The sequence below is a fragment of the Nitrosopumilus sp. genome, from assembly GCF_025699255.1.
Lineage (GTDB): Archaea > Thermoproteota > Nitrososphaeria > Nitrososphaerales > Nitrosopumilaceae > Nitrosopumilus.
The window spans coordinates 1-14,090 of sequence record NZ_JAILWA010000011.1; the positions used below are offsets into that span (position 1 = coordinate 1).

Annotated in this window: 15 protein-coding genes; 1 reads left to right on the forward strand and 14 read right to left on the reverse strand. The window is 32.7% G+C overall.

What is annotated here, in order from left to right:
* The 9 genes from K5781_RS08630 to K5781_RS08670 form a co-directional block, all read right to left on the reverse strand.
* Nucleotides 1-220 (reverse strand): hypothetical protein (locus K5781_RS08630; RefSeq protein ID WP_297442941.1); only part of this gene is annotated, 220 nt, incomplete at its 3' end.
* 47 nt (nt 221-267) lie between these two features.
* On the reverse strand, nt 268-1,518 hold the full coding sequence (locus K5781_RS08635) for a cation:proton antiporter (RefSeq protein WP_297442944.1): 1,251 nt from the start codon (nt 1,516-1,518) through the stop codon (nt 268-270).
* Nucleotides 1,519-1,607: 89 nt separating this feature from the next.
* On the reverse strand, nt 1,608-2,054 hold the full coding sequence (locus K5781_RS08640) for a universal stress protein (protein WP_297442947.1): 447 nt from the start codon (nt 2,052-2,054) through the stop codon (nt 1,608-1,610).
* Between the two features lie 78 nt (nt 2,055-2,132).
* Nucleotides 2,133-3,089, reverse strand: a complete 957-nt coding sequence (locus K5781_RS08645; RefSeq protein ID WP_297442950.1) for a hemolysin family protein — start codon at nt 3,087-3,089, stop codon at nt 2,133-2,135.
* A gap of 133 nt (nt 3,090-3,222) precedes the next feature.
* A complete protein-coding gene (locus tag K5781_RS08650; protein WP_297442953.1) occupies nt 3,223-3,930 on the reverse strand; it encodes a PAC2 family protein in 708 nt (235 codons plus the stop codon).
* A gap of 103 nt (nt 3,931-4,033) precedes the next feature.
* Nucleotides 4,034-4,471, reverse strand: a complete 438-nt coding sequence (locus tag K5781_RS08655; RefSeq protein WP_297442956.1) for a universal stress protein — start codon at nt 4,469-4,471, stop codon at nt 4,034-4,036.
* A 64-nt stretch (nt 4,472-4,535) separates the two neighbouring features.
* On the reverse strand, nt 4,536-5,558 hold the full coding sequence (gene purM, locus K5781_RS08660) for a phosphoribosylformylglycinamidine cyclo-ligase (protein WP_297442959.1): 1,023 nt from the start codon (nt 5,556-5,558) through the stop codon (nt 4,536-4,538).
* Between the two features lie 49 nt (nt 5,559-5,607).
* Nucleotides 5,608-6,333, reverse strand: coding sequence for a PAC2 family protein (locus tag K5781_RS08665; protein ID WP_297442962.1), 726 nt, complete (start codon nt 6,331-6,333; stop codon nt 5,608-5,610).
* 47 nt (nt 6,334-6,380) lie between these two features.
* Nucleotides 6,381-6,737 carry a hypothetical protein gene (locus tag K5781_RS08670; protein ID WP_297442965.1) on the reverse strand — a complete coding sequence of 119 codons (357 nt, stop codon included), beginning with the start codon at nt 6,735-6,737 and terminating at the stop codon, nt 6,381-6,383.
* 180 nt (nt 6,738-6,917) lie between these two features.
* Between K5781_RS08670 and K5781_RS08675 the strand changes: the two genes are divergently transcribed.
* Entirely contained in the window at nt 6,918-7,853 is a 936-nt protein-coding gene (locus K5781_RS08675) for a calcium/sodium antiporter (protein WP_297442968.1), read from the forward strand.
* A gap of 19 nt (nt 7,854-7,872) precedes the next feature.
* Here K5781_RS08675 and K5781_RS08680 read toward each other — a convergent pair whose 3' ends face one another.
* The 5 genes from K5781_RS08680 to K5781_RS08700 are packed head-to-tail and all read right to left on the reverse strand — an operon-like array spanning nt 7,873 to nt 14,090.
* Nucleotides 7,873-9,231, reverse strand: a complete 1,359-nt coding sequence (locus K5781_RS08680; protein ID WP_297442971.1) for a TldD/PmbA family protein — start codon at nt 9,229-9,231, stop codon at nt 7,873-7,875.
* 1 nt (nt 9,232) lies between these two features.
* Nucleotides 9,233-10,489: a 5-amino-6-(D-ribitylamino)uracil--L-tyrosine 4-hydroxyphenyl transferase CofH gene (gene cofH, locus K5781_RS08685; RefSeq protein ID WP_297442975.1), complete on the reverse strand. Its 1,257-nt coding sequence runs from the start codon at nt 10,487-10,489 to the stop codon at nt 9,233-9,235.
* On the reverse strand, nt 10,486-11,655 hold the full coding sequence (cofG, locus tag K5781_RS08690) for a 7,8-didemethyl-8-hydroxy-5-deazariboflavin synthase subunit CofG (protein WP_297442978.1): 1,170 nt from the start codon (nt 11,653-11,655) through the stop codon (nt 10,486-10,488). Before cofG ends, cofH begins: the two co-directional genes overlap by 4 nt.
* A 42-nt stretch (nt 11,656-11,697) precedes the next feature.
* The gene (locus K5781_RS08695; RefSeq protein ID WP_297442981.1) at nt 11,698-12,843 is read right to left on the reverse strand and encodes a trypsin-like peptidase domain-containing protein; all 1,146 of its coding nucleotides are present in this window, start codon (nt 12,841-12,843) and stop codon (nt 11,698-11,700) included.
* A 38-nt stretch (nt 12,844-12,881) separates the two neighbouring features.
* Nucleotides 12,882-14,090 carry a glycosyltransferase gene (locus K5781_RS08700; protein ID WP_297442983.1) on the reverse strand — a complete coding sequence of 403 codons (1,209 nt, stop codon included), beginning with the start codon at nt 14,088-14,090 and terminating at the stop codon, nt 12,882-12,884.

Consider the following 14,090-nt stretch of genomic DNA (forward strand, 5'->3'; position numbering starts at 1 on the left):
CTGGTTTTCTTTTCACTGCCTTTTTCTTTGCTACTGTCTTTTTAGCTGGTTTTCTTTTCACTGCCTTTTTCTTTGCTACTGTCTTTTTAGCTGGTTTTCTCTTTGATGGTGTTTTTGCAATATTTCTTTTCATTGCTTTTAATTCGTTTAATTCTGATTGTATTTTCTTGATTTCTGCAACCATTTCTATTCTAAATGAATCGTTACTTGTTTCTGACATGAATTGAACTGAAGGCTTTTCTATATAATTTAAGATTTATTGATGAATTATTCTACCTTGTTTTCCATTGTACTGGGAGTTGCATCTCCACTTTTTCTTTGCTCTTTCTTGTATTCTATTTTAAGCCAGATTGGTGTGATGATTGTAGTGACTGCTACCATAATTACAATTGTAGAATATACTTCTGATGTTAGAACTCCTGCTGTTACTCCTACTCCTGCAACAATCAATCCCACTTCTCCTCTTGAAATCATCCCAATGCCTACTCTCATTCCCTGAGCTTTATTTTTCAAAAAGAACATTGCAGGTAATCCACATCCGAACAACTTTGTTACAATTGCAACTACGATAATGACTCCACTTAACATCAAAATTTCTAAATTAACAGCTCTGAGATCTACTTGCGCTCCAATAATTGCAAAGAACAGTGGTGCAAAGATCAATCCTATTTTTCCAATATAATTTTCTACTTTTTCAAATACTTTGGTGGTTGACAATGCCATTCCTACTGCAAATGCCCCTACAATCGGTGATAATCCGATAGACCCAGCTAACGCCGCCGCCCCAAAAAACGACGCAGTTGCAATTCCTTCTACACTGCCTTTTGCCTTCCATAATCTTGGTGTAATTATTTTTGGAATGATGACCACTGCCACTACTAACATTATTGCAAAGAATCCTAATACTTGCAAAATTGTAATCATTACTTCTGTGATTTCAATATTATCTACGCCTCCATCTGAACCTGCGATGGATGTGACCACTGATAAGACTGCAATTGCCAAAATGTCGTCTACTACTGCCGCCCCAATGATGAGTCTAGCTTCCGGTGCTTTGATTTTACCAAATTCACTTAACACTTGAATTGAAATTGCAATACTTGTAGCTGTAAGTGCAGTAGCAATTAACATTGACTGCAATGCATCAAATCCAAACATTTGGAATACTGCGAGGCCTGCAAAGAACGGAACTACTACTCCTAAAGTCCCAACAGTAAATGATGCTTTGCCTCCTTTGAGAAATTCTTTTGGTGTCATTTCTAATCCTGCCATAAACAAAATTACAATTGCTCCCATTTCTCCTAAAATTTTAATTTCATCGCTAATGTGTAAAAGCTGTTTTCCATCAAGAATGAAAAATTGTCCTAATGCAAATGGACCTACAATCATACCTGCAAGTAATTCTCCTAACACAATTGGAAGTTTTAATCTAAGGAAAAGCTCTGCCATCAGCTTTGCTGCAAATAGAAGTATACCTACCCCTATGATTGTCTCAATAAAATGTGCCTCTGCTGCCATCTTCTCCTGATAAATACAGAAAATTCTGTCATATAAGGTGATATCGTGTGAAAAATGATTTTTTTGTTGTTAAATTAACCCCTGACTTTTTATCTTACAATTAAAACAGGAATTTTTGATCTTTGAACAACTCCGTTTGCTACACTTCCTAGAATTAATTTGTCTAATCCTGTTCTGCCGTGAGATCCCATTACAATCAAATCCATTTGGGTCTGTTTTGTAAATGAAAGAATTTTTTTCATTGGATGATCAGTAATTAATATTTTTGAAGTCATTGAAATCTTTTGTTTCTTTGCAATGGCTTCTAATTTTGATATGTCTCGTGATATTTTTTCCTTAAATTTCTGTACCTGTTTTTGATTGCTTAAAGATAGGTCTTTTCCAAAAAGACTACCGTTAATTTTTTCAATACATGTGACTAGAATTAATTTTGCTTTGTATTTTCCTGCTAAATCTAATGCTGTATTGAATGCATGTTTTGAATTAATGGAACCATCATAAGGTACTGCGATTTTCTTAATCTTCATTTTTTTCATAATGTGATCTTCTCTTTACACGAATATAGAAGTTTTTGAAAGTATGTTTTTTGTAAAATTAAATGTATTAAATCAATATTATCGTACATCTCCTGCAATATCTCCTACAATTTCTTCTAAAAGATCTTCGATGGTGATTATTCCTTCAAGCCTTTCATTATCGTCTAAAACAACTGCTAAGTGACTATCATTTTTTTTCAATTCTACAAACAAATCACTTATTTTTTCAGTAGAATAAACAAAAAATGGTTTTCTGGCAATTGTTCCAATTTTTGTTTTTGAATATTCTTTTTCAGGAATTTTTGTAATGTCCCAAATATGTAACACTCCTACAATATTATCGAGAGTTTTAGAATAAACTGGTATTCTAGAAAATTCTTTTGCTTTAATCAATGAAAACATATCTGACAGCATACTGTTGTCATCTAATGAAAAAATATCTTGTTTAGGAGTCATTACTTCTATTATTGGTTTATCGTCAAACTCTAGAGCTTTCTTTACTAATGTGTGCTCTTCTTTTTCAATAGCTTTTTCTGATAATCCTAAATCTACAACTTCCTTGATATCTTCTTCTGTGATTGGTTTTGGATAAGAATTTCCTCCAATAGATTTTAAAAATAATTTTGTCAATTTTTCTAAAAACCAAACAAATGGGTACATAACATAAGTAAACACAAGAAGAAATTTGCTAAATCGCAAAGCCATTTTTTCAGATTGTATGTGTGAATATGATTTTGGAAATATTTCTCCAAAAATCAAAATTATAAAAGTCATTATTCCTATGGCGATACCTACTCCTTGACTTCCTGCTAGTTTGATTGCGACATCTGCAGCAAGAACTGAAGAAGCTACGTTAACCAAGGTGTTTCCTAAATTAACGCTAGATGTCATGAGGCTGGGATTTGATTTGAGTTTGTAGAGTGAAGATGACCCTGGAATTTTTTTACGATAGCATCTCATGACTTTTGAGCGTCTTGTACCTACTATAGCAATCTCAAGACCACTAAAAATAGCATACATTCCTATCAGAATCACGATGGAAATTATCTCAATGATGATTAAATCCAATTAAAAATTAACATGTCCCTTAGAAGTTAAATGATTTTTAGAATTCCATTTTTGATAATAATGCATATCTGATCTTTTGAATATTTTTTTTATTGCTTGCTTATGCTACTCCTGGAGGAACAGATGCTGCAGATTCAGATGTATTTTCAAAATATTTTTTAGTTTGCTCAATTAATTTTTGATTTTCTTTGTTTATTTTCTCTAATCTCTCTTCAAATTTTTCAGTTTCCACTTTAACATTGATGATATCTGTAAGTGTTTTGATGGATTTTATTATGGCATCATCATCAGGCAACATCATTCTACAAGTGGTATATAGTATGATGCTTGGTATTTCAAAATTTTTTAATGCTGAAATAACACTTGCATCGGCACCAAGAATTGCTCCATTGGGAATTAGTGGTAGATTGTATTTGTCTAAAAGACTTTTTGAAATTTTATTAGCTGCTAAACCATATGATACTGGTTCTATTTTGTAATTTTGATCTACTTCTAATCCTCGTGGAATAATTATTTTTTTGATGTCATTGTTTTTTGCAAATTCTATTGATTTTGTTATTAGATCATATGTAGAAATAGGATTCAAAGGAATGGTGGACAAAATTGCATAAATGTTGTCTTTTTTGTATGTGCGAACTGGTCCATAGATCTCCCCTTTTTTGATTACATATGATGGTGATATTTTTGTAAACTCAAGTTCTCCTATATCCTCCATTTGTAATTGTGATACTAGATAAGAAATGGCAAAAGCTCCTACTAATTCTGCGCTCGGAAAAGCTATGATTAACACTTTTTCATCTGAATTCATGTCTGTTTATCAAATGAAAAATCAAAATAAATCACAATAACTTGATTTTCACTTATGATTTTCATTCATTAATAAAATATTTCAAAATAGAATGATATTTTTTCTATTTTGTTGGTTTGACTATTAATACTGGGCATTTTGCTTTTGTTACTACTTGAGATGCAACACTGCCAAGCACCATTTTTTTAAAACCTGATCTTCCATGAGATCCCATTATTATCAAATCCATGTTGTTGTTGTCTGCAAAAGAAAGGATGCCTTCTGAATTTGATGGATTATGAACTATTTCAACTGAAATTGGAATGTTTTCCACCATATGAGAGTTTTTAATTTCATTCAAATTTTCTTTTGCTTTGTTTTCTGATTCATCATGTACTTCTTGAGCTCGTGTCCAAGACATGTTTGATGTATCTATATCACTTCCAATCACAGTCAATAGTGTGAGTTTTGACTCAAATTTTTTTGCGATTTCTATTGCTTTTTCAAATGCAATATCTCCAAAATTTGTAAAATCATAAGGAACTAGAATATTTTTTGTCATAATGTTATGCTGTGAAGTTTATAATTAAACTAATTGAAAATTCTTATGCTTGGAGACATTTTATCTAGGCAATTTTTACAGAGTTTACAAAAACTCCTTTCTTTGAAACAATTTGTCCTATTTCTTGACTTTTGATCTTGTGTTTTTTAAAAATGGCATTTATTTTTGGTGTTTGATCTTTTGATGCAACAACACAAAAACCTACTCCCATGTTAAACGTCTTGTACATTTCTTCTGCTTTTACTCCTTGCTCTTCTATCAGTTTCATGATTGGTGGAATTTTAGGTAATGAATCAATTTCATATCCTATGTTTTTCAGGCGTAATAATTTAGTAAATGCCCCTCCTGTAATGTGTGCAAATCCATTGATTTTACATTTTTGATTAATCTCAAGAACTGGTTTTGTGTAAATTTCAGTTGGTTTTAGTAATGCCTCTCCAATAACTCCTACTCCTTTCACTTTGTCTTTTACTGAATATTTTGTTAATAGTGCCTTTCGCGCAAGTGAATATCCATTTGAATGAATCCCTGTACTGCTTGCCCCGATAATTACATCTCCTGCTTTGATTTTGTTTCCAAGAACCATTTCTTTTTTATCTAACAATCCTACGACCATTCCTGCTAAATCAAATGCAAAACCTTTTCCTTCTATCACATCTGGCATTATTGCAGTCTCTCCTCCGACAATTGGCATTGCTGATTTTTTTGCACCTGTGACCAAACCTTCTACGATTTTTTTAAAAATTGTCACATCATTTTTGTTTGCAGCAATATAATCTACAAATGAAACTGGGGTTGCTCCAATACAGATTATGTCATTAACATTCATTGCAACACAATCAATTCCTATTGTGTTGTATTTTTTCATCATGTTTGCAATTACTACTTTGGTCCCTACTCCATCAGTATGTGTAGCTAAAAGTTTTCCTCCTGGAATTTCTACAATTCCTGCATAATGACCAAAACCATGTGCCATCTTAGCTTTTTTCTGTAACTTGTGAGTCGATTCTATTAATTTTCCAATTGCCTTTTGACTCTGTTTAATTTTAGAAATATCTACACCTGCTTTTTTGTAGGTTAAAGCCATAGTTTGTTGCGTATCTGATATGAATAAAAGAATTTGCTTGCTATTTCGATCACATGTACATTCCAGCTATCTCTTCTCTATGCTCCACATATTTTTGAGATAATTCACTAAATTCTGAATGTATTCTGTCTTTCTCTTTTTGGAGATCTGATGTGTCGATTTTCATATCATAAAACCGATTTAATGCTTCAATTAAGGTAGATGCTGCTGCTGAATCCGGCGCTTCTTTGTTGGCTTTTGCTAGTAATGTTAACCCCTGAATCTCTCTTACTAGACATTCATTTAGTATCCCTCCTGGAATGCCTGTAATGAATCCTTGAGGAATCATGCTGATATTTTTGTCCGCCATAGTCCTTACCAAATCCTCTTCTGCGGCACAATATGCTTTATCATCATGCTCTGTGCTTGCTACTCCGTCAAGAATTACAATTTCTTTGGATCCTTTTTGTGCTGCCCAATCTAAAATTGATGAAACCAGAGAATACAACCCTTCCATTCTTAAAGTAATTTCACAAATTATTGCACAAACTGTCCCTTCTTTGTTTGCATAAAATCTGAACGGATGACGTAATCTTCCTCTCATGAATACTGTTGACGGTGGTAAATATTTTGATCTCATTACTGCTATTTCTTCCATGTTTAGTTCTGAAATAATATGATTAATTGACACTGGACCTACTAATCCTGCACCCACAAACCCTGCAAAAATTATCGGACTCTTCAACTCCGTCTTTTTTAATTCAAAGACTTCGGCTTCGGGAAATTCTTTTGCCACTGTTTACGTCGATTTACTCTATCTAATTATCTTTTAGTTGATCTAGTTCAACATACATAGTCGTTTTTTTGCATGAACAAATTTAGCATAACTCTTCCTTTGTCTGTAATTGTGTAAATTACATTTGCTCCTACTGCTTCCTTTTTGATAAAATTGTAATCTACACACAAGTGTAAATAATTTAAAAATGATTTTTTCATTCTGATCTTTGATTTTGAATACAAATCCGAAAATGTCATAGGATTCCCTCTTAATTGATATAATAATTTCAATAAAGACAACGTACTGTAATCCTTTGTTCTTGCTTTTACTGCATCAAGAATTTGTTCATCTCTATGTATGATAAAATCCTCAAATTGGTCTGCCACTTCTAGTGGCACATAGGTCAATCTTGCTCGCATCATACCGTATAGTACGGTACATTACCTTATTAGTCTTTAACTTGAGCTTTGTTGATCTTTTCAGCTGGTTTTTTTACACCTAATCGTGCCTAGATCGCTATTTTTAGAATTAGCTTGAATTGTTTGAATTGTGAAATTATAGTATATCATCTGATTTAAACAGCCAGCATCCAAAATTCCCTTGTGGAAATTGCAATAAGTGCCATACTGACTGTAGTTGGATTAATCATGTTGTGTTTTGGTGGAAATTGGTTAGTAAATGGTGGTGTTGCAATTGCAAAAAAATTTCGTATTAGTAATCTTGTAATTGGTATGACCATTGTTGCATATGGTACTTCCACTCCTGAACTTGCTGCAAGTGTTGCAGCTGCCGGAGAGCATAGTGCAATAATTCTTGGAAATATTATTGGAAGCAACATTGCAAATGTTGGAATGGTAATTGGTGCTGCAGCAATACTTGTCCCTCTTGCTGTAAGTAAATCTGTTTTAAAAAAAGAAATTCCTATAATGTTAGGCGTTTCAATATTTTTAATTTTACTTTCAGTTGATGGTGAGCTCTCACAATATGATGGTGTACTGTTACTATCTGGTTTGGGAATCTTTGGATATTTTACATACAAGGATGCAATAAAACAACGAGCAGAAAATAAGGATATTGTTCCTCCTAACACAAATAATGTTTATCTAAAATCTGTAGGATTAATTGGTATTGGTGTTGTTCTTTTGTATGTTGGTGCAATACTTACAGTTGATAATGCAGTAGTTTTGGCAAAAGAATTTGGCTTGTCCGAAAAAATAATTGGATTGACTGTTATTGCAATTGGAACCTCTCTTCCAGAATTAATAACATCGATTATTGCAATTAGAAAAGGTCATGCTGATATTGGTGTTGGAAATATTATTGGAAGCAACATCTACAATATCTTGATGATCATGGGTGTGGGTGCAGCTCTTGGTGGGGTGATGGTTGGAGTTGATGTTTATGTTGATTATGCTGTTATGATAATCTTTAGCTTATCACTATTGATTGCATTAAAAACTAAGATTATTGGTAAAACTATGGGGGTCTGTCTTGCAATTGGTTATGCTGCGTATCTTGTAATTACGTTTTTCAAGTAATTTGTGCCTAAATTACAAGTTAAATTGGATTTATTACAATATTTTCAGCCTTTATTGATGGGGTAATTGATGGAAGTGATGCCCATTGAATAACATTTTTCTGATTGTTTCCGATTGCTGAAATATTTTTTAACATTGTCGGTAAACTGTGAATTATTCGTACTGATTTGCCTGGTCCTGATATCTTTCCATTTTTAATAATTTTAATTCCACTTCGTGCAGTACATGAAAAATCTCCTTTGATTGGATTCACTGCATAAGTGTACCAAAGTCTCCCTACCAAAATCCCCCTTTTAGTTTCTTTAATCATTTCTTCTTGAGATTGTTCTCCTGAAATGATCTTGAGATTGTGTGGAGCTGCTATTGGAATCGGTTCTGTACTCCTTCCCATTGGTGAACCTGGACGAGATGCATTCCCTGTTGATTCTTTTTTTTCTTTGTAACTGTCAAAAAGATTTGAATATGTGTTCTTGAAAATTCCTTTCTCTATCAAATTCCTTTTAGTTGTTTTTACTCCTTCGTCATCTATTGATTTTGTTCCAATTCCTTCTGGAATGTGTGGGTCATCAACTAAACTAAATTCTTCTACTGAAATTTTTTTATTGTATTCTTTTGAAAAACAACTTTTTTTTTCAACAAATGTTTTAAAATTAAAATTATATGCTACTACAAATGCCAATAATTCCCCTACAGAATATGGCTCAAAAATTATGGAGTATTTATCTGAGTCAATTTTTTGGGGATTAATTGATTCTATACACATTATTTTAGCATCCTGTCCTATTTGCTCTGCAGAAAAATTTGATAATGTTCTTCCACTGGCATGTCCGATTCCTGATACTGGAATTTTTCCTTGTTCTGATTCGGCATTAATTATTCCTGAAATGTATGTGGCATTATTGCTGAAATCTAATCCGTTCGAATTTAATATCTCAAAGTTTTCAGATACAATGTTAAGTGATCCTGTAATCGTGTTTATTTTTTGATTATTTGCATAATCAATCATTGTTTGCGCTATATCTGTACTTTCAGAGCCTGATATGTGATCTAATTTCTTATCGAATGTTCCTTCTAATTTTGTATGTTCTGCTTTATGAGGTAATCCTTGCCAAAATTCTTTAGATTTGAGATTGGATAATGATTTAGATGCATTGTTAATTCCTTCTTCTATTTTTTCCTCATTTGTTGTTTCAAATGATGTTATTTTTTTATTGTGAATTAGTCTAATTCCAAAACTAGTGTCAAAGTTTTGTTTAACTTCTGTAATTTCAGAATCTGTGATTCTAATCGTTGTGATCTTTTTTTTCACTCTGACGATATCACATTCATCAATTCCTATTTTCTTTGAATGAGCAAGTGCCTTTTCTAAGGCTGACAAATTATTGTTTCCTTGGATTTTGATAATTAAATTTATTGATTTTTATCAATTCTACATATGAACCAAATTGTGAATCTGTAACATTATCTAATTTATCTTCGATCTCTTCTTCCCCGTCAAATTTTTTCAGAATTTTATAATGTGTATTTCTTTCGGCTGGAATTCTTCCAATTTCTTTTATCATTCTTCTAATTTCTCTTGGTTTTAATAATTGACCAAATTCAGAACCTGCAGATGTTGAAATACTTTCATTGATCAAAGTTCCACCAAAGTCATTTGCTCCCCACATCAATAACAGTTGAGACATTTTTTGTCCCTCTTTAACCCATGACATTTGTAAATTGTCAATGGAATTATTTAACATTATTCTGGAAACTGCATGTGTTAACAAAACATCATTTCCACTACCTCCTTGTCTGATCCCTTCATGTAATTCATGTTTATACATTGGAGCTTCAGTATGGATGAAATTCAGAGGAACAAATTCTGTAAATCCTCCTGTCTCTTTTTGTATTTCTCTTATTTTTGCAATATGTTTCACTCTGTCTTCAAGTGTTTCTACATGACCAAACATCATAGTTGATGTTGTGTTAATTCCAATTTTATGTGCCGTTTTGATGACTGTTTCCCAGTCTTCTACACTGATTCTTCCTGGGGAAATCTTATCTCTTAATTTTTGATCAAGAATTTCAGCTGATGTGCCAGGAAGTGTATTTACTCCCGCTTCTTTCATCTTCTTCAAAAATTCTTCAATTGAAACGTTTGAGCGCATTGCTCCGTATAAAATTTCTTCAGGTGAGAATCCATGAATGTGGATGTCTGGAATCTCTTTCTTGATGTCTCTACAAATATTTTCATACAAATTTCCTTCCATGTCTGGAGGTAATCCTGCCTGAATGCAAACTTCTGTTGCTCCTAGTTGATATGCTTCTTTTGCTCTTCGCACAATCTCTTCATTTGGAAGGAAATATCCTTCTTCTTCTCTAAAATCTCTACTAAATGCACAAAAACCACACTGTTTGATACAGACATTTGTAAAATTGATATTTCTATTTACCACATATGATACAATGTCTCCTACTCTTCTCTTCCTTAATTCATCTGCAACTAATCCTACTAAATGAAAATCAATCCCTTGTGCATTAAATAATTCTAATCCTTCATTTGCAGAAACCTCTTTTTCAGATAATGCTTTGTTTAAAATTTTGGCAACTATGGGATCTGCATTTTTGAAAAGTGAATCTATATTGATTGTCATCTCCAATATTCCTCTTTTACGAATCCTTCCTCATTTTCAATAACTGCTATCTTATCTCTTAACTCTTTACTAATAAATGAAAAGTACTCTGGATATATTGGAAATCTGCATTTTAAATCAAAACCTGCATTTTTTGAATACTTATCAACTTTATCAATTTTAGGCCAAGAAAATTCTGGATTGACAAAATCTGGAGTTAATGGAGAAATTCCTCCCCAATCATTAATTCCTACGGATAAAAAACTTTGATATGACTTTGGAGACAAATTTGGAGGAATCTGAATATTCATTTGTGGCATAATAATTCTGGAAAGTGCCACCACCAATTTGAAATATTTTTCATCTGCAGATGGGCTGTCTTTCATCTTTGTATCTTGTTTTGGTTGAAAATTTTGTAGAATTAATTCCTGAATGTTTCCATATCTATCATTAAGTTGCTTTATTGCAAATAGTGAATCAATAATTTCTTCTATTGTTTCCCCAATTCCTACAAGAATCCCTGTTGTCATTGGAATTCTTAACTTTCCAGAATTTTCCAGAATCTCTAGTCTTGCTTTTGGTCTTTTACTTGCTGCCAAATAATGTGGCATTCCTTTTTCTGTTAGTCTTTCACTTACATTTTCTAGCATTACGCCCATAGACACATTCGTTTTTTTCAATTCTTTCATTTCTTCATAGTTTAGATTTCCAGCATTTGTATGTGGGAATAATCCTGTTTCTAATGCTATTTCTGATGAATGAATAAGATATTCTGTAGTCGTTTTGAATCCGTTCTTTTTTAACCACTCTCTTGCTTCTTGATATTTTTTTTCAGGTTGTTCTCCTGTTACAAAAAGTGCTTCTACGCATCTGTATTTTTTTGCAAGTACAAGTAATTCTGAAATTTGCTGTTTTGACATTAAAGATAATTTTGTTTCTTCTGGCTCTGCTTTGTATGTGCAATAGGAACATGTATCTTTACATAAATTTACTATGTTGAAAAATGCTTTTTTGGAAAATGTCACCGAATCTTTTTTAAATTTTTTTCTTAATGTCTGTGAAACTGTAAATAATTCGTTTGGGTTTTTTACTGCTTTTTGATATATGGCATTTACATCTTGGCAAGAGATGGGTTTGTTTTCTAAAATATTATTTAAAATCTCTGAATCAAAGACAAGATTGTTCAACAGAAGAATTTCTAGTTAAGAAGTATTTATGCTTGTTCTGAATTAATTTTCATTTGGTCTCTCTTGAAGTACTAGTGTGACATCTGTTGTCCTTCCATCTCTTAAAATTTCTATAACCATTTCATCCCCAACTGATTTTGCTCTTTGGAGGTGAATTAGTATGTCGTCAATTTTTCTAACTTCTTTTCCATCTACTGCCAAAATAATATCTCCTCCTACTGGATAATTCCTGCCTTCTACTTCTATTGTTTTATCTGAACCAATTAATCCTGCATCAAATGCTGGACTATCTTCCACTACTGTGATTACTAAGAATCCTACTGCGTCTTGAAGATCTAATACTTTTGCCATGTCTGGATCAATGTCTCTTCCTGCAATTCCAATCCATGGGTGTTTGTATTCCCCCTCTTCAATCAATGTGGGAACAATTTTTGCAACTGTTTGTGACGGAATTGCAAATCCTACCCCTGTAAATTCTCCAGTAGCTGATTGAATTGCTGTGTTGATACCAACAATTTCTCCACGCATGTTAAGTAACGGTCCTCCAGAGTTTCCTGGGTTAATTGCAGCGTCTGTTTGAATAACATCTGGGATTTGATATGCTGAATCTGCAGATGGAAGCAATCTTCCTAATTGACTTACAATGCCTGAAGTCATGGAACCTGATAATCCAAATGGGTTGCCTATTGCGGCTATGCCTTCTCCTACTTTGAGATTTGAAGAATCTCCTATTGATAATGGATTCAACAAAGCTAAATCTGCACTTACTTTGATTACTGCAATGTCTGTATATTCATCTGCCCCAATTATTTCTGCATTATATGATCTACCGTCAAGAAAAGTAACTATTACTTTACTTGCATTTTTTACAACATGTGCATTTGTAATTATATGTCCTTTCTTATCAAACACAAAACCTGATCCTACTCCACCTGTAATGTCATCTGATTCCCCTCTTTGAACATTAACTCTGACTACTCCTGGTTCTGATTTTTCAAAAATTTCGATTAATGATAACTTGTTTGAAAATATTGGTGCTATTTCTTCTACTGCATTTGCTGAATTCCCATCAGTTACAGAAATTTCTGGTTTTAGTGATTCTGGTGGAGTGCTAAACAACACTGCAACAATCGCAATTACCATTATTGCCCCTATTGCCCCACCTACAAACATTCCAGATTTGTCCATGAGATTTTTTATTCTCTATTTTCTATCTAAAAGGCTTGCTATACACTGATCGAACTTTGAGAATGATCTTTCATTGAGTAACTTCTACCCCTCCAAGTTACTGCTGATGTTTTTTTGGCTTGTAGTAATCCGCTCAAAAATCCTAATACTACCACAAGACTTCCGAGTGGAGCAAAGACTGCATATGCTAATTTTAATTTTAATCCTATTTTGACTTCAATCACAGCTCCCAAGTAAATCAAAATACATGTGATTGCTGATGTAATGCATAGAATTTTTGTGGGTATTGTTTCTGTTGGTAGTATTGTTGAAATTGTAAATATTGGAAATGGGATAAATAACAAAAATACTATTGCAAAAAATATCCCTATGGCAATTTTTCCACTTTGAAGATATAGTGGAACCATTAATCGTTTTAATGCATTCCATAATGTATTCTTGTCACGAGCCCAAATGGCCTCAATAAGATGTTCTCCACGAACCATTTTCATTTTATATCCTGATTCTTTTACTTTTTTCCCTAGTGCACCATCTTCAATAATCTCGTGTTTTACCCCTTCATGCATTCCTATTTCTTGATAAATTGTTTTTTTCAAAATAAAGAAACTTCCAAAAAAATACCCTGTCTTTTTTGAAGGGTTGTTGACATTTAATGCAGAAAATCTTGTATGCAAAAATGTAGAAATCATTGGGAGTGTGATGTTTGTCCAAAAATCAAATGTTAACATTTTTGGAATTGCTGACAAAGCATCTAGACTGAATGAATTCAAGTGAGAGACAGCTAGTGTAATGACATTTTTTGCATGTTTTGTATCTGCATCTGTGAATAACAATAATTCTCCTGTTGCTTTGTTGTATCCTTCCATACATGCCCAATTTTTCCCCATCCATCCTTCTGGCTTTGGTCTTGCAGTGACTGCTATCACCTTATCATATTTCTCTGCATATTTTGAAATAATTTTTCCAGTGTTATCTTCTGATGAATCATCTATTACAATAATTTCATAATTTTTGTAATCTTGATTAACAAGAGAATCTAAACATTTTTCAATAAATTCTTCTTCATTTCTTGCTGGAAGGATTATTGAGACTTTGGGATTTATTTTTGATGTATTTTCAAATCTATCTAAGTATGGTGTTAATCTAAAAGAATCTATCATTGATTTTATTAGAAATATCCATGCTCCACAAATTCCAATTAAAATTGCAGTTAGACTATAATTAAAAATATCTGCTAGTAAATCCAT